The organism is Xanthomonas citri pv. citri, assembly GCF_000961215.1.
Lineage (GTDB): Bacteria > Pseudomonadota > Gammaproteobacteria > Xanthomonadales > Xanthomonadaceae > Xanthomonas > Xanthomonas cissicola.
This window is the reverse complement of sequence record NZ_CP008998.1, coordinates 2,554,577-2,571,844: the sequence shown is the minus strand read 5'-3', so window position 1 is coordinate 2,571,844 and position 17,268 is coordinate 2,554,577. Positions and strand designations below refer to the sequence as shown.

The 17,268-nt window shown below is 67.3% G+C and carries 7 protein-coding genes; 3 read left to right on the top strand and 4 right to left on the bottom strand.

The features are described from left to right. Positions 1-63 precede the first annotated feature (63 nt). Genes AMD14_RS23395 through AMD14_RS25305 form a run of 3 tightly spaced genes read left to right on the top strand, consistent with a single transcriptional unit; the run spans position 64 to position 10,897 of the window. Positions 64-705 carry a hypothetical protein gene (locus AMD14_RS23395; protein ID WP_011051408.1) on the top strand — a complete coding sequence of 214 codons (642 nt, stop codon included), beginning with the start codon at positions 64-66 and terminating at the stop codon, positions 703-705. Continuing rightward, positions 702-4,586 (top strand): Tle-like phospholipase domain-containing protein, encoded by a 3,885-nt coding sequence (locus tag AMD14_RS25490; protein ID WP_011051407.1) that lies wholly within the window; start codon positions 702-704, stop codon positions 4,584-4,586. Before AMD14_RS23395 ends, AMD14_RS25490 begins: the two co-directional genes overlap by 4 nt. Further along, positions 4,502-10,897 carry a putative Ig domain-containing protein gene (locus AMD14_RS25305; RefSeq protein ID WP_272913820.1) on the top strand — a complete coding sequence of 2,132 codons (6,396 nt, stop codon included), beginning with the start codon at positions 4,502-4,504 and terminating at the stop codon, positions 10,895-10,897. Before AMD14_RS25490 ends, AMD14_RS25305 begins: the two co-directional genes overlap by 85 nt. 27 nt (positions 10,898-10,924) lie before the next feature. On the opposite strand, the gene mobH is transcribed toward AMD14_RS25305, so the two are convergent. The 4 genes from mobH to AMD14_RS11595 all read right to left on the bottom strand — a co-directional run bounded on the left by mobH (position 10,925) and on the right by AMD14_RS11595 (position 17,236). Beyond that, entirely contained in the window at positions 10,925-12,826 is a 1,902-nt protein-coding gene (gene mobH, locus AMD14_RS11610; protein ID WP_011051405.1) for a MobH family relaxase, read from the bottom strand. 272 nt (positions 12,827-13,098) lie between these two features. After that, a complete protein-coding gene (locus AMD14_RS11605) occupies positions 13,099-13,494 on the bottom strand; it encodes a DUF2628 domain-containing protein (RefSeq protein ID WP_011051404.1) in 396 nt (131 codons plus the stop codon). A gap of 170 nt (positions 13,495-13,664) precedes the next feature. Beyond that, the gene (locus AMD14_RS11600) at positions 13,665-14,072 is read right to left on the bottom strand and encodes a hypothetical protein (RefSeq protein WP_011051403.1); all 408 of its coding nucleotides are present in this window, start codon (positions 14,070-14,072) and stop codon (positions 13,665-13,667) included. Positions 14,073-14,176: 104 nt separating this feature from the next. Beyond that, positions 14,177-17,236 (bottom strand): TonB-dependent receptor, encoded by a 3,060-nt coding sequence (locus AMD14_RS11595; RefSeq protein WP_015463216.1) that lies wholly within the window; start codon positions 17,234-17,236, stop codon positions 14,177-14,179. Positions 17,237-17,268 lie beyond the last annotated feature (32 nt).

Sequence of the window (17,268 nt, the reverse complement as noted above, 5' to 3'; positions counted from 1 at the left end):
GCTTGTCGATGCGTAGCTGTCGAGCGCTCAAGGTATCGAGCATAAGTTCAAAGGAGTTGAGTCATGAAATCCATAGTGCACGGATGCCTGTCCGTTTCGCTTTTGCTCCCCGCATTGGCGGGCTGCACGCCGAACACCTTCGAGTGGAAGGAGGAAATTCTGCTGCATGACGGCCGCAAGATCATCGCAGAGCGCAAGGACGTGGCGGGCGGCTGGACGGAGCCGGGGCAATCGGGATCGACGCAGAAAAGAACGATTAATTTTTCCGATCCGGATGACCCCAAGAAGAAATACACCCATCAGATTACCGGCAGCAGTAATTATCTGCTGCTTGATTTTGATAACGGTGTTCCCTGGTTGATCGTCAGTGTTGGGCCATTCAGTGTGGACACAGACTGTCCCATCGGCTCCTACGAAACATTTACTCAAGTAAATGGCGTTTGGCGAAGTGTGAGTTATTCGGCTTTGCCGAAAGAATTCAATAAACCAAACATGGCTACAGATTACGGTCCCGATTCGCCTGATTTGAGAAGATCGAAGAAATTGCTGTCTGCCGAGCAGATTAAAGAAATAATTGAGGCGAAGAAAAGAAAGGCTGCGGGTTCGTACGGAACTACGTGGCGCTTAGTGCAGAAGAACGATCACGGTCGACCAATCGATTGCCAGGCATATCCAGCGGTAAAAAAAGAGGGAGGTAATAAATGAATCGCAACGTAGAACTTGCTTTGCTGGCAGGTGCCAGCTATGAATCCAGTCGCGCAGATATCAACAAAATATTGGTTCCGGAGGGGTGGGTCTCCTTGAATATCGCTGGTTGGCCTTATGGCAGCCAGCGCCGACCAGAAACCAACGTGCCCGGCCGCGTCTACTGGCAAGACAGCACGACTGGCTTCGAAGCGGCGGCATATGTAAAAGGCAGCGAGGTCGTGGTCAGCTTCGCGGGCACGTATTTCGAGGGCGAACTGAAGCCCGACATGTTCGACAACAACGTGCCGCTGGGCGGAGGCAAGCTGACGGACCAGCTCAGGCAGGCGGCGGAGTTCGTGGTGCGGCTCAAACAGAATCCCGCGATGGCGGGCAAGAGCATGGTGCTGACCGGGCATTCGCTGGGCGGGGGCTTGGCCTCGGCCATCGGCGTGATGCTGGACGTGCAGGCGGTGACATTCGACCCGGCGCCGTTCCGAGCGGCCGCCAGCATGGAGAACGCCCAAGCGCTCAACGCCCATCTGGAGCGCCAGGGGCTGGCACCGGACGCCAAGCTGGCGAGCTACACGACCTCGGGGCAGGTGCCGGTGCCGGTGGGCCTGGCGTTGCGGCTGCTGGGTCCGGCGGCGGCCGGGGCGGGCACGGCCGCCGGCCTGCCCAGCGTGGTGATGGTGCCCGTGACGGTGGCGCGGGAAGCGAACGTGCGCGCCATCGCGCTCAAGGGCGAGATGCTGACGGGCGAAGGGGTGGACGTGTCGGTGCGCGATGCGATGCGCATCTACGGCAGCGGCCTTGATCTGGTGGAGAACGCCTCGGATGCGAGTGCGGTGGCGCTGCACTCGCAGGCATTGCTGACGCTGATGCTGGAGAGCCGCGATGGGTCTGCTGACCAGGGCTTCTATCTGGCGGCGCAGCGGTACAAGCCGTTTCTGGGGCTGTTCTCCAATGCGGATTTGTTGGGTATTCAACGCACGGATCAACCCAACGCGACATTGGCCGAGCACATCCTGCGCCACCAGTTCGGCGTATCGCAGGGCAGTCCGAACAGCGCGCAAGCGGTGGTTGCGGACAAGATGCTGGATGCCCTTGGCAAGGATGTCGGCAAACTGGGCGTGCCCAATGGAGGGTTCGTCCAGCATTTCCAGGAAGGGGTTCTGGCCAGTGTGCTGCGGCACTACTACAGCGCCACGAGCCCGGATGCCACGCCGGATCGCTATGAAGGTGGGGCGCTCAAGCCGTTGCTCAAATCGGAGGCGGGCGGCGTGTCTTTCAAGGTGGCCGATGTGGAGGCTTCGGGGGGGACTTACCGTTCCTGGGGTTCGTTCGTGCAAGGCATCCTGGGAGAAACCCAGACCACCATTCCCCAACTGGACAACCGCAGTTATGCGGCGCTGGTACGAGGGAACGTGCCCCTGTCGGAACGCGTGGCGGTGGCGACCAGCGGGGCGCTGAACTACCAGAGCGTTGCCGACGACAAGCGCGACCTGGCGCTGGGGGCGGACGGTGCCGACGTGCTCAACACGGGCGCGGGGCAGGATTTCATCTTCGCGGGCAGAGGCAACGACATACTGGCCGGCGGCGATGGCAACGATACGCTGCTGGGCGGACTGGGTTCCGATACCTACCAGTTCACTGGCGGCTTCGGCCGCGACTATGTTTTGGACCAGGACGGGCTCGGCGCGATCCAGATCGACGGCAAGACCCTGGGCGATGCCAAAAGCGCCGGCAAAGCCGACGTATGGGTGGCCGACCTGGACGGCCAGCGCGTCGGACTGGCCGTGTACAACGACGCGGCCTCCACCACCGGCAAGAAGCTGGTCATCACGCGCGCGGGCAACGTGGCTGACACGATCACGATCGACAACTTCGACCTGACCAAGGCGAAGACGGACGCGGGCTATCTCGGCATCAAGCTGGAATCCAAGATGCGGCTGGCCTTGAGCGACAAGGCGGGCGCTAGCCCATTCGAAGACCCTCGATTCGAGCCGCAGGCGCTGGCGGGCCTCTCGACAGTGAAGGACGGTGGCGGTGAAGTAATGTCCGTCCACCTCAACCGACCCGCGCAAGCGGGCGACACGGTGACGCTCTCGCTCAGTGCCATGCAGGACCAGTTCCGCTTCGTATCTGCCGGAGCCGTCCTGCCTGTCGGACCCGCAGTGTTGAATCTGGTGGAAGGCCAGACGGAGATCGTGTTCGCGCTGATGCAGACAGGAGACACAGCGACGGGTGGCGCGGCACGGATCGAAGCGACCTACAAAGGCAAATCCCAGGACGACGAAGGTACTCCGCAGCAGGCGGCCTCCAACCGCTGGGATGTATCGCTGGTCGCATCGGCACCGACACAGCCAGCCTCGAATTACAACCTTGCCACCTCGGCGGGCCGCGACGCCTACGACCGCCTCACGCAGGCGCAGCAGGATGTCGGTCTGCGGGTGACGGGCGCCTTCCAGGCCGGCGGCAACCGGCACGGAGCGGCCGGGGGCGCGGGCGCGGACATGCTGGAGGGCGGCACGGCGGCGGCATCCTCGCGGCAATGGCTGTATGGCGAGGCGGGCGACGACGTGCTGACCGTGGGCGCGCCGGTGGACCTGTCCGCGGCCATCGCGGCCGGGGAGACGCAGGCGGGCAGCGGCAACGGCTTCGCGAGCCTGTCGGGCGGGCGCGGGGACGACCGGCTGCTGGGCGGCGGGGGTGACGACGTGCTGTACGGCGGGGCGGGTGACGATACCCTCGTGGGCGGGGGAGGCGCGGACATCATCCTGGCCGACGGCAACGGTGAAGCGTTGGTGGTGGGCAATGCCGCCGACGCGCATGGCACGGGCGCGAACGACCCGGCCACGGGCCAGCCGAGGCTGCTGATGGCGAGCATGGCGCTGGCGCAGATCGGAACGACCCCCTACGACAGCCTGGGCCAGCGCATCCGCAAGACGGACCTGCGCACGTTCGGCGTCAACCCGCTGTCGGAGGTGGACGCCTCGGGCCTGCTGGCGATGCGGGCGCAGGACATCCGGCCGCTGGAGGGTGACACGACCCAATACGTGGCGGGCTCGCAGGAGACGTTCGCGCAGTTGAACGGCAGCGAGGCGTTCATGAGCAACGTGGGCAAGGCTGCGGGGGCCGGTGCGGACACGATCTACGCGGGCGCGGGTGACGACGTGGTGAATGCCGGCGCGGGCGACGACACCGTGTTCGCGGGCACCGGCAACGACATGGTGGCGGGCTACGACGGCGACGACTTCATTGACGGCGGAGCGGGCGACGACTGGCTGGACGGCGACTACGACGTGGTGCCGGCCGCCGGGCAGCAGGCGGTGGAGACGCTGACGATCCACGGTGCGCAGATGGTGGTGCGCAACGTGCTGGAGGCCTCGCGTCACGGCAACGACGTGCTGGATGGCGGCGCGGGCAACGACCGCATGCGGGGGGGCGGACGCGACGACATCCTCTATGGCGGAACGGGCAACGACGAGATCTTTGGTGACCAGGACCGCATGAACGGCCCGGAGACGGGTGACGATTTTCTGGACGGTGGCGAGGGCGACGACACCCTGGTGGGCGGGGGCGGCGCGGACGTGTTGTTGGGCGGCGCGGGGGCCGACATCCTCGAAGGCGACGATGCGGCGGACCAGGTGGATGCGAAGTGGCATGGTGCCGACCGGCTGGACGGCGGGGCGGGCAACGACTCTATGTACGGAGGCGGCGGCGACGACGTGCTGGCTGGCGGCGAAGGCGACGACTGGCTGGCGGCGAAGGCGACGACTGGCTGGCCGGGGAGGACGAGCACGCGGTGGATGCGGTGTCCACGCTCACGGGCAACGACACACTGGATGGCGGGGTGGGCAACGACACGCTGGTGGGCGGCAACGGCAACGACGCGCTGATGGGCGGCGAAGGCCGGGACACGCTCTACGGGGGCGCTGGCCACGACACGCTGATCGGCGGGGCGGGCGCGGACCTGCTGGACGGCGGGCTGGGCAACGACACCTACGTGATCGACGCGGCCGATCTGCCCGAGGGGTCGTCGGACGCGGCGGAACTGCTGCGGGACGCGGGCGGCGACGACACCGTCATGCTCTCGGGCGCGGTCTCGTCCTCCCGGACCGACAAGGGGCAGGACCTCGCGATGCGCATGGGCGAAGTGTCCGAGCGGCGGGGGCTGGTGCTGGAGAACGGGTTCACCGGCGCGTTCGAGACGCTGGTGGTCAATGGCGTGCAGGTGTCCACCGCGCGGTGGATCCGGGCCAACGTAACGGAGGACAAGAACCTCACGGCCGAAGCGGGCGGCAAGGCCTACGGCGGGCGTGGAGCGGATCGCCTCAGCCTGGGCGCGGGCGGCGGCATGCTGCAAGGCGCCGCGGGCAACGACATCTTCGACATCGCCCAGGCGAGGGACTCTGGCGGCGCCGTGCTGACCTTCGAGCGGGGCGACGGCCTGGATACCGTGACCGGCGCGGTGAGCGCGCAGACGCAGGCCGCTCGCGCTGCCAATGTGTTCGAGTTCGGCGAAGGCATCGCGGCGGACGGCGTGGCGCTGGTGCGCAAGTTCGATGGACAAGGCATGGCCCTGTACCTGCGCTATGGAGACGGCGACGACATGGTGCGCCTGGACGGACTCTCGGGCAGCGACGACCGGCCGTTCGACCTCGCACGGTTCGCGGATGGCAGTGAACTCGCGTGGACCGATCTGGTCGCGCGCGGCATCGTGCTGGACATGCGCGAGCGCACCGACGGCAATGCGGGGCGAGGGGATGGCACGCCCTACCGCGACCTCATCACGGGCCGCGACGGCGCCGACCGGATCTACGCGGGCGCCGGGGACGATGTGGTGACGGCCGGGGCGGGCGACGACCAGATATGGGGTGACCTCGGCAACGACACCATCGATGCCGGAGCGGGCAATGACACCGTCGATTCGGGCCAAGGCCGCGACACCTTCTTCTACAGCCGGGGCGATGGAGTCGACCGCTATTCCGCCGGAATGGCCGCACCGGCGGATGGCGATGTCATCCGGTTCAAGGAAGGGCTCGCGCAGTCCGACCTGATGTTCTCGCGCGTGGAGGACGACCTGCTGGTGCGGGTCATCGGCACGCAGGACCGCCTTACGGTAAAGGCGGCATTTACCTCGCAGCCGCTGTCGCGCATCGAGTTCGGTGACGGACGCGCTGTGGCGTTCGCGGACCTTGCCCTCACGCCGGGCCAGGCCCAGGCGACCGCGGGCAACGATTCGGAAATCCATCTGCTGCCCACGGGGGACACGGTGGACGCGTTGGCCGGCAGCGACACGGTCTACGGCGGCGTGGGCAACGACACCATCGATGGAGGTGAGGGAGCCGACATGTTGTACGGCGGTGCGGGCGACGACGCGCTGACGGATGCGCGCGGAGACAACACCTTCGATGCTGGCGATGGCAACGACCGCATCACGGGCATGGGCACTTCCGTGGACGCGGGCGCTGGCGACGACGTGGTGGAAGTGCCGGGCGCACGCGTGAAGCTCGGCACGGGCAGCGACACGCTGGTGGTGCGCAGGTCGGCCGGTCCGGTGGGCGCTACCTTGCTGGTGGACGGCCAGACCCAGAACGGCTCTGGCCGCACGGTCCGCTTCGCCGCGGGCCTCACCCCGGCGCAGGTGGGCATTTCCAGCGTGCCGGGCGAGGGCGGCCGAAAGGATCTGCTGGTCACCTGGGCTGGTGAGGGAAATGCGGGAACGCAGGAGTTGCGCATCCTCGGCTTCATGGACTTCGCCGAGGGCCAGCGCGGCCTCCGGTTCGTGTTCGATGATGCGCCGCAGACTTTGTGGAGCTGGGGCGACGTGTTCAACCGCGCGAACTCCGGCACGCCTGGCGACGACGCGCTCCGGGGCACGCCGGGCGACGATGAACTGCGCGGACTGGCGGGCAACGACACCATCGACGGCTTGGCCGGCAACGACATGCTGGATGGCGGGGCCGGTGCGGACACCCTGCGCGGTGGTGACGGCAATGATGTGCTGATCGCGGGAGAGGGCGGTGCCGCGGGCAGCGACACGCTGTACGGCGACGCCGGCGATGACATCCTGGTTGCGTCGCTGACGGGTCCGTCTCAACTGTCCGGCGGCGCGGGGGGGGATACCTTCCGCATCGGACCCTCGGGCGGTCTGCACACCATCGTGCGCGACGATGCCGAGGCCCGGGACGTACTGGAGTTCGATGCCGCGATCACGCCGGGCCAGGTGTCGGTGGCGCATATGGACGGCGCGGCGGTTCTGAGCGTGAGGGATGTGCCCACTGGAGCACTCAAGACGACGGTCGTGTTGTCGGGGTTGTTTTCCAGCGGGCAGCCGGGGGGCGTTGCGCAGGTGCGCTTCGCGGGCGATCCGGCCACCGTCTGGACGCTGCAGGATCTGCAGCGTCAGGCACTCGTGGGCGGGGCGGGGCACGACCGACTCACGGGCTTCGACTTCTCGGACGACCGCTTGGTGGGCGGGGCGGGCGATGACGTGCTATCGGGCCGGGGCGGCAACGACGTGCTGTCGGGCGGTGCGGGCTTCGACACGCTTGCGGGTGGCGCGGGCGATGACGCTTACCTCGTCGGCCGGGGCGACGGCCGCGACGTGATCACGGAAGCGGGCGGCTCGGACACGCTGCGCTTTGGTGCGGACATCGCGGCGGCGGACGTGCGCCTGGTCCGTACCTCCAGTGCTCCAGCGGACGCCACGGGGCGTGCCGCGGCCTATGGGGCCACGGATTCGCTCGTGGTGGTGGTGCCCGGCGCCGGACAGGTGTGGATTCCGGGCTTCTTCGGCGCGGATGGCGGCGTGGAGGTCTTCGAATTCAGCGATGGCACGCGCTGGAATGCGCAGGATATCCAGGGCCGCATCGTGGACGCGCGCGGCGCGGCCGGTGCCCAGCAGGGCACGGCTGCGGACGACACTTTCACCGTCGACCACCCCGGCGATACCGTGGCCGAGGGCGCGGGTCAGGGCACGGACACCATCCGCAGCGCGGTCTCCTATGTGCTGCCGACCGACGTCGAGAACCTCACGCTCACCGGCACGCTCGACATCGCGGGCGTCGGCAACGGCGCGAACAACGTGATCGTGGGCAACGCGGGCAGCAATGTGCTCGATGGCAAGGAGGGCCTGGAGCGGCTGGAAGGCGGTGCGGGCGACGACATCTACGTGGACATGGCGGGCGATGCCTACGCCATCAACAAGGACGAGATCGTGGAGCAGGCGAATGGCGGCAACGACACGCTGCTGCTCGACGCCAAGAGCCGATCCCTCGCGGACAACGTCGAAAACCTCGTGCTGGTGGACTGGACGAACACCACGCGCGTCGTACCGGTGGACTCCTACTACGGTTTTCAGTCTTCCTCTCTGTTGTACGACGGCCGGTCCGACGACACCCGGGTGCGGCTGTCGGGCAATGCCCTGGACAACGTCATCGACGCCACCAATCAAGGTCGCATCAGCACCATGATGATGCGGGATCGCTCCGATGCGTTCGGCGGCCTCGTGCTGGATGGCGCTGGCGGCAACGACACGCTGATCGGTGGCGTGGAAGACGACTTCTACCTGGTGGACAGCGCGGGCGACAAGGTAGTCGAGACGGGGGTCGATGCCAATGGGAAACAGGTTCCAGTCAACGACACGATCGTTTCCTCCAGCGTCTCCGTGGACCTGTCGGCCGTCGCCAACGTCGAGCATGTCGAACTGCTGGGCGACCAGACCTTGAGCGCCACTGGCGACGACCAGGCCAACCAGATCCGGGCGTCCAGGAACACCGCGCGCAACGTGCTCACCGGCAGGGGCGGCGACGACACCTACTATGTGGGACTCAACGATGTGGTGGTGGAGGTGGCGGGCGGGGGAACGGACCGGGTCATTCTCGACGTGGTGGCGATGGGCCAGGCCGCATGGCGATCCAACGGCAAGGTCTTCCGCCTGGACGACTACGCGAACGTGGAAAACCTCGCGGCCAACGGCAGACTGCGCGGAAGCGATCCCGCGCAAGGCGTGCACCTGATCGGCAATGCCGGTAACAACACAGTGAGCGGCTCATTCCAGGACGACATCGTGGAAGGTGGCGATGGCGACGACGTCGTGGAAGACCAATATGCGGCCATCCGCCCCGCCGCGGCGCTCTGGTCCGCGGGCCAGGACCGTGACGAATTGAAGGGCGGTGCTGGCAACGATCGCCTGGTGAGCTATGCGGGCCTGGACACGATGGACGGCGGTGCCGGAAACGATGTACTGGTGGGCGGCGACATCTACCTGTTCGGTCGCGGCGACGGCCGCGATGTCATCGAATCATGGACGGGCCGGGTGAGCGGCGAGCGCAGCCAGACGCTGCGGTTCAAGTCGGGCGTCACGGCACAGGACGTGGTGCTGAGGCGAGACGGGGACTCCCTGGAGGTGTCCCTGCGCGGCTCGCAGGATGCCGTCACCGTGAAGTCCTTCTACCAAGACGCTGCGGCCAGCGGCGTGCGGCGCATCGAGTTCGCCGATGGCACGGCTTGGGAGCGCGACACCCTGCTGCGCCGCGCGGATCCGAATGCGGTGAACCATGCACCGGTGCTGGCGGCCCCGCTGGCCGATGCCCGCGCGTCGACGGGCGCGGCCTTCAGCTTCACGGTACCGGTGGAGGCTTTCAAGGACGAGGACGCGGGCGACACGTTGACCTACCGCGCCACGCGTGCCGACGGCAGTGCGCTGCCGTCGTGGCTGGGTTTCGACGCCGCCACGCGCACGTTCAGCGGTACACCGGCCCAGGGTGATGTCGGCGCCATCGACGTGCAGGTCACGGCGACCGATGGGTTGGGCGCGGCCGTGTCGGACACGTTCTCTCTGGTGGTGGACAAGGGCAACCGCGCGCCAGTCGCGGAGGGCTGGATCGGCACGCAGTATTTCACGGAGCAGACCGCGTTCCGGTTCACGGTGCCCGATGGGTTGTTTTCGGATCCGGACGGCGATGCGCTGCAGTTCAGCGTGCGCTATCCCGCCAGCGCGGACTGGAAGCTGCCGGCCTGGATTTCCTTTGATGCGGCCACCCGCACGTTCACGGGCACGCCGCCGAGCAGTGTGGGCGGACAGCTCTTCAACTTCGAGGTCGTGGCCACCGATACATCGGGCGCGTCGATGGACATCGGCTTCGCGCTGATCGTCAATCAGGCGCCCGAGGCGCGGCAGACGATCGCGGCGCAATCGTTCAAGCAGGGCGGTGCCTGGAACTTCAAGGTGCCGACGACCGTCTTCGTGGACGATGACAAGGACGCGTTGGTCTACGGTGCGACGCTCGCGAATGGCGCGGCGCTCCCGGCCTGGCTGACTTTCGATGCGCAGTCGCAGACGTTCAAGGCCGCAGCGAACGCACCCCTGGGCACCTACGAGATTTCGGTCAGCGCCAAGGACCCCTGGGGAGCGCAGGCGACCCAGAAGTTTGCCGTCACCGTGCAGTCGTCCACCATTACGGGCACGTCCCGCAACGACACCCTGACGGGTACGACCGGCAACGACACGATCGACGGCCTGGCAGGCGCCGACACCATGACCGGTCTGGCGGGCGACGACACGTACATCGTGGACAACACGGGTGACAAGGCGGTGGAAGCGGCGAACGCCGGGACCGACACGGTGATGTCCAGCGTGTCTTTCACGCTGGGGGCCAACGTGGAGAACCTCGTGCTCGCGGGCTCGGGAGCGATCAACGGCACCGGCAATGAGCTGAACAACCGGCTGACGGGCAATGCAGGCGCCAATGTGCTCACGGGGGGCGCGGGGGCTGACTACCTGGATGGCGGCGCCGGCACCGACACGTTGGCGGGAGGTTTGGGCAACGACACCTACTGGCTCGCTCGTGGGTACGGCACGGACACGGTGCAGGAGAACGACACCACCAGCGGCAACCTCGACATCGCCAAGTTCGCAAACGATGTGTCGTCGCGCCAACTGTGGTTCCGCAAGAGCGGGAACAACCTGGAGGTGAGCATCATCGGTACGAGCGACAAACTGGTAATGAGCAACTGGTATGCGGGTTCGCAGTACCAAGTGGAACGCTTCCAGGCTGGCGATGGCAAGGCGCTGCAGGCCAACCAGGTGCAGAGCCTCGTGCAGGCGATGGCGTCGTTCTCGCCGCCCGCGGCGGGGCAGACCAGCCTGCCGGCGAACTACCAGAGCAGCCTGGAGACCACGTTGGCCGCGAACTGGAAGTGAGTCGAGGTGACCCGACGCCTCCTGGCTTCAGGAGCCGGAGGCGTCGGGTGCATCCCCACGGGCGCCGCCAGGTGGCGCCTGCGCGCTCTGCGGGGCGTCCTTCAGGCGCAGATACGGATTGTTGGCCGGTGGTTCCGACAGCACCGAGAGAGGGTCGCGCAGCAGGTAGCCATGGAGACGGCGGGTTTTTCGGGGACCCGCGACCTCGCAGGTCCAGATGTTCAACCCGTTGTCCTGCTTGCGGTGCAGACGCAGCCGCTCGAATTGGCGCTGTACCCATTGCCACTCGGCAAGGTCTTCGCCTTTCGCCAGCGCCCTGACGGCCGGATGCTCCTGCGCGTAGCGCTGGAACACGCCCGGGCTCACGAGATAAGCGGTATCGGCCACCGTATGCACCAGCGCCTTCGCGTCGTTGAGGATGAGGCGGCGCTGCTGCAGGCCGTGCCTGAGCCACGCGATGAAGTCCTGTCCGGACGGAGCGCCGGAGGGTGGACGCGTCGCGGTCGCAGTCTCTTCCTCCGCTGCTTCGCATGGCGGACTCCGCGGCGCAGGCACTTCCGCAGGTGCGGTGCCGGCGTGGTCTGCCGAAGGTGGAGCGGGCCAATCCGGCTGCAGCAATGAGAGCAGCGCGTCGACACCATCCTGTCGCACAGATGGCGTTGGCGTGGCATCGGCCATGGCGCCCTCGGCCACCATGGCGCCCTGGTCGTTGTCTGGGGGCGGGGTGGCCGGTGGTGGCGGAGCCGACTCCGCGTCCTGCAGCACCCGCACGGTTCCCGCGAACGGTGCGGGGCGCTCTCCCGCATCCCAGATCAGCGCGGGCGACAGGCGCAGAAAGGTGAAGGTGTTCGACCATCCGCTTTCGCTCGCCACGCAGGCCCGCCAGATGGCCTTGCCCTCCGGCGTGGGCAGGGCGATGCCATGGTCCTGCAGCACATCGAACACCGCCGTATTGCTGGACGGAATGCCGTCCATGCCTTGGCCGAGCAGGTGCGCCCTGAGTTTGTCCGAGACCGTCTTGCTCACGAGCCACAGCGCATCCTGGGTCAGCCATCCGTCCGAAGCCTGGGGCTGGTTGATTTGAAGCTGTTCGCGCAGCAGGTAACGCAGCCCTTCCAGCAGTTTTCGCTGCAGCGCGTGGCGCGGCGCCGTCAGGGCCTTGGCGGGGTCGCCGCCCAGCGACTGCGCCACCGAGGCCTGGTCCGCCTGGACGACCAGCTCGCCGAGCACGCCCGCGTGTTCGTTCTGTCCCGCCAGCACGAAGAGCAGCGGCGACCACAGGTCGGGGAAGCCGCTCAGCCAATCCAGGATCCCCGTGTCCAGCACCCGCGCATACAGCAGGCCGCCCGCGGCGCCGTGCAGCCGGTATTCGCGCCCGGAGCGGTAGCGGAAGCGATAGGGCTGCCGCAGCACGCCGTGCCATGCGCGCCAAGCGCTGCCGTCCTCCTGCTCCACGTCGATATCGACGGCGATCTTGCCGATGTCGTGCAGGAGCGCCGCATAGGCCACCCCCGCTGTCCATGCCTCTGCCTGCGCGGCCTGCGATTCGGGTGTCGCACCCGCCGGCAAGAGGTACGACTGCCGCAGCTTGAGCGCGTAGGCCACGATCTCCAGGCCGTGGTCGAGCATGCCACCGGGGTGTGCGTGGTGGTGGCTTTCGGACGCCGGAAACAATTGCACCATTTCGGCGTAGCGCTGGATCGGGGCGAGGTACAGGGCATCGAACTGCGCTCGCGACAGCGAGGTGCGCTGCCAGATGTGCTCGATGAGCTGCTGCCGGCGCACGGGCGCCAGCAACTCGGAGGCCGAGAGCGGCGTCCTCCAGCCCGGCGCGGAGCCACGGTCTGGCACCGTCTCCGGGGAGCACGTCGTGGCGATTGTGGACGCCTGCCTGCCCGCGCGCTGGAATAACTGGAATGGCCGGAACATGGAATGGCGGTCGTTGGATCGTCCGGTGTGGCCCGCATGCTCGCCGCTTCCATGGGCATGGACGGCGCGCGGCACCGAAGGTTCGCGCAACGCGCCCGCGACGTCAGTCCTGAATCGGGCAGCCAGTGGCACCGCGATGGCGGTGGCCCTGGTCTCCCCGGTGTGATGGGTGCCGCGGCCATCGCCACGAAAGCGCGTGGTCACCGGCACCTGGCGTGACAGCGGACGCTCGCCACGGCGTCCGTTGCCGGCGTCCGTTGCCGGTGTTCGGCCTACCAGCGCACGCCTTCCAGCGGATTCCAGCTGGTGCTGCCCTTGATCTTGTGCAGGTAGTAGGCGTAGTTGGCGGTCATGCCCACCAGAAGGGAATACGCCAGACCGAATGAGCGCAGCACGTATTCCGGCAAGAAGGAGCAGATGATGCCGACCGTGAACGACACGCCGATCAAGACCAGCGCCTTGCGCCACATTCCGAGGATGAAGTAGTAGATGAAGCCAAAGAAGAAGGCATAGAAGTTCATGTTGAGCTTGACCTTCTGGCCGAACGGCAACGAGCGCATGGCGGTTTTGAAGGTGGAGGATTTGGGCTCGCCGTAGCGGTCGTAGAAATCGAACCGGAACTGCCATTTGGGGCTGTACTGCGAATAGTCTTGGGTTGTGTCATTCATCGGTGCATGTCCTGCGGGTGGAGTGGATGGGGCGGTGGGTGGGGGCGGTGTTCATCGACAGGTACCCGTGCCGCGGCAAGCGAAGGAGCGCGCCAAGGCCGCACGGGGCGTCGTGTGTGCTGGGCGGGGTGGGAAACCACGCCCATCGCATGGGCGTCGGCCTCAGCGCCTCAGGCGTGGTTGAGGCCCGCGCCGCGGCCGCCTTTGCCAAAGAAGGCACGGGCCGCGGGCCGCAGGAGGAAGAACACGACGACGCCGAACAAGATGGCGCCCGGAACCAGGGCCAGCTTCATGGGGGCGGTCGCGAATCCGATCACCAGTCCGATGGCGCCCCAGCCGATGTAGAGCGTGCGTCCCCAGGCCAGTCCCTTGAGGAAGGCGAGGGCGCACGCGAACTGCACCGCCAGCCCGAAATACCCGATCGCGTACTGCGCCCACAGGGGCAGCAATCCCTGGCGCATGACGTCCTCGGCCGCGGGATTGCCATGGGCCATCGCGAAGGAAGCGACCGTCAGGACGCAGGAGACGATCAACAACCAGGCGATCACGGTGAGGGAGGTGGGACGGGGTACTTTCATTTCCTTTCCTTGGGGTGGCGTGAATGAACGCCCTTTCGGGGCGGGTGGTGCGGGTGGAGTAGCATGGGAATGCACTGGAGCGGCGCGAATCGAGCGCCGGGCCGCTAGTGCCCAGGCGCGCCACCGAATTTGTGCGTGTACTGGAGGGCGAACCGTCGCCCGGTCGTGTCGAACCACGACGCGTCGTAGTACGGGTAGATCGTCGCGCTGCGGTCCACCGGCGGCATGGCGTCGAGGAGATTCGTCACCGCTAGCGACACCTGCGCGCGGTCTGTGACGCGATACTGCAGTGTGCCGTTGAAGCGGTAGGTCGCCGCGATCCACGGACCGGTCTCGCTGTCCGGTGCTTGGATTTCCAGGTAGGAGTCCGCGCTGGGCAGACGGCCCAGGCGCTGGCCCTGCAGGCTGGCCGACCAGGCATTGCGCGACCAGCGGAGTGCGGCGTTGGCTTTCGTGCGGGGCGCGTCGTAGCCGCTGTTGACCGCGAACGCGCTTTCGAGCGCTGCGCCGTCATCGCGCTGGATCCGATGACGATGCACCCAGGTGTAGTTGATGAGGAGATCGAACGCACCCCAACGTGTCTGCGTCTCGTAATGGAGGGCGGCGTCCACGCCGCTGGTGGTCTCGCGCGCGATGTTGATCGGCGCCACCGAGACGGCAGACAGCGCGCCGTCCGCCCTGCGTTCGACGCGGCCCATCGCCTCGCGACAGGCGATGGAATCCGCGTCGCGCTGTTCCAGCCGACAATCCGCCTCATCGCGCAGGACGCGGTCCACGCTCAGATCCTGCACCTGGTCGCGCATGTCGATCGCGTAGTAGTCCGCCGACAGGTCCAGGCCCTGCCGCGGGGACCACACCACACCGGCGGTCCAGGCTGTGCTCGTTTCTGGCCGGAGGGCCCGATTGCCGCGACGGCGGCGCACCAGCGCCTCGTCGTTGAAGCGGCATGCGGCGATGCTCGCCTGGCCGTCCTGCGTGGCGCAGCGGTAGTAGTCCACGCCCGTGGCTTCGTCGTTGCCTTCGCCGGCAAAGAGGTAATGCAGGTCCGGGGCACGGAAGCCCGGTCCATAGGATCCCCGCAACAGCAGGCTGTCGCGCGGCCGCCATTCCCATCCCGCGTTCCAGGTGAAGCGTCCGGTGCGACGCCCGGCGTAGCGGTACTGGTCGAAGCGCGCGGCCATGCCGAGATTCACCCGTTCGGCCACGGGCAGGCGCAACTCGCTGGCGATCGCCCAGCGGTCGCGGTCCCCGCTGCCATCGGCATCGCGCCAGCTGTAGTAGTAATACTGCGTTGCCAGGGGATCGGGGCGCAGGTCGTAGGATTGTCCGCCGACTTCGGCCGTCATCGACAGGGCCGCCTGCCCGCCGGGCAAGCTCCACCACTGCGCATTGGTCAGCGTGGCCGACAGGGTGTCGGTGCGCGAGCGTGGCGCGTACTCCGTGCGGGCGGCGATGGCGTCGTACTCGGCGCGGCGCAAGGGCGTATAGAGGCGTGCGGGATCGGCATCGAACGCGGCGTGGCCCGAGTCCGGATCCGTGCCGGCCGGCTGGCCGAGGAACAGTGCATTCGCGCGCGCGGCCACGATGCGCGGCCAACTGATGCGGGCACGGTACTGGGCATGGCTCAGGGCCGTTTCGTAGGACCATGCCTCGCCAAACGCGCCTTTGAAGCCGGTCGTGATTCCCAGTGTCTTCTGCCGCGTCTCGATCATGTTGCGGTTCAGTCCACCCATTTCTTCCGGCGTGAACTGCCGGCTCCAGTATTCGACTTGGCCCGTCGCGCGGTTGTAGAACTCGCCTTGCTCGTTGCCGTCCGCCGCCATGTAGGACCAACCGGGGACATCGCGAAGCAGCGAAACCGCATGCACGCCCAGTTGCAGGTCGGCGAACCATTGCAGTGAATCGCCGAACGTGTAGCGCATCGAGGCATGGGCGTTGAAACCCCGGCGCCGATTCACGACGGTGCCGTACCCGATCGATGTGGAGCTGCCACAGTAGTGGCCGGGGCCGCGCTGGCCGGTCGCCGGATCGAGGGCGCCTTGTCCGGCGCGCGCGCTATAGCCTGTGCTGCCCCCATTGAGTTCCGCGAGCGGCGCGCAGGCCGCCTCGCCCGGATCCAGGTAGGTGCCGCTGGCGTCGGTGCGCAGGAAAGTGCGGCGCGGCGCCGCGGCGCGTTCGGCCGGTGCGTCGCGGGTCGAATCCTGGCGGGTGCGCTCATAGGCCCACAGCGGTTGTTGGGAGACCGCCGCCAGGCCGAACACGCCATCGAAGGCGCCGTGCGAATAGCCGCTGGAGATCGCCAACTGCGATGACTGCGCATCGCCCCGGTCCGTCTGTCCCACGCGCGCGTCCACCGTGGTGCCGTCGGCCCGCTGCTTGAGCAGGATGTTGACGACGCCGGCAACGGCATCGGAGCCGTAGACCGCCGATCCACTGCCGGTCAGGATCTCGATGCGATCGACCAGGCCCAGCGGCAGGTTGGAGACATCGGCGAAGTTGCTGCGGCCCTGGAAGGGCATCGGGAAGTCGGCGATGCGTCGGCCGTTGACCAGCACCAGCGTGTGGTTCGGCCCCAGCCCCCGCAGATTCACCTGTTGCGATCCGGGGCTGTAGTCCGCGCTGCCGAACGACTGCTCGCTCTGCGTCTGGCCGATGTTCTGCGTCATGGCACGCAGCACGTCCGGCACGGTGGCGAACGCGCCGGCCTGGATCTGCTCGGCGGTGATGACCGCCAGGGGCGCCGATCCCTCCACCTGCGCGCGTGCGATGCGCGAGCCGGTGACCTGGACGGGTTCCAGCGCGACCGGTGCCGGCGGAAGGCTGTTCGCCGCTTGCGGTGGCTGCGCGCGAGCGGGTGCCTTCGGGCGTGCCGGCTGAAGCAGGATCGCGCCGGAAACGTCGCGGTGCGCCACCAGGCCGGTGTCCTGCAGCAATTGCTCCAGCGCCTGATCGGCGTTCGATGCCCCGTGGGCTCCGCGGCTGGAGATGCCCTGGATCTGCCGCGGCTGGTAGAGCAACTGCAGCCCGGCTTGTCGGGAAAGGGTATCGAGCGCCGTGCCCAGCGGGCCTGGCGGGATGTCGATCGTGGCGGTCGCCGCGACGGCCTGCAGGGCAACCGCACCGCAGATCAAGCCAAGCCATCGCGGGCACGCACGCAGCGGCATCCAGTCCTTCTCTGACGATCACGGCGCTCCGT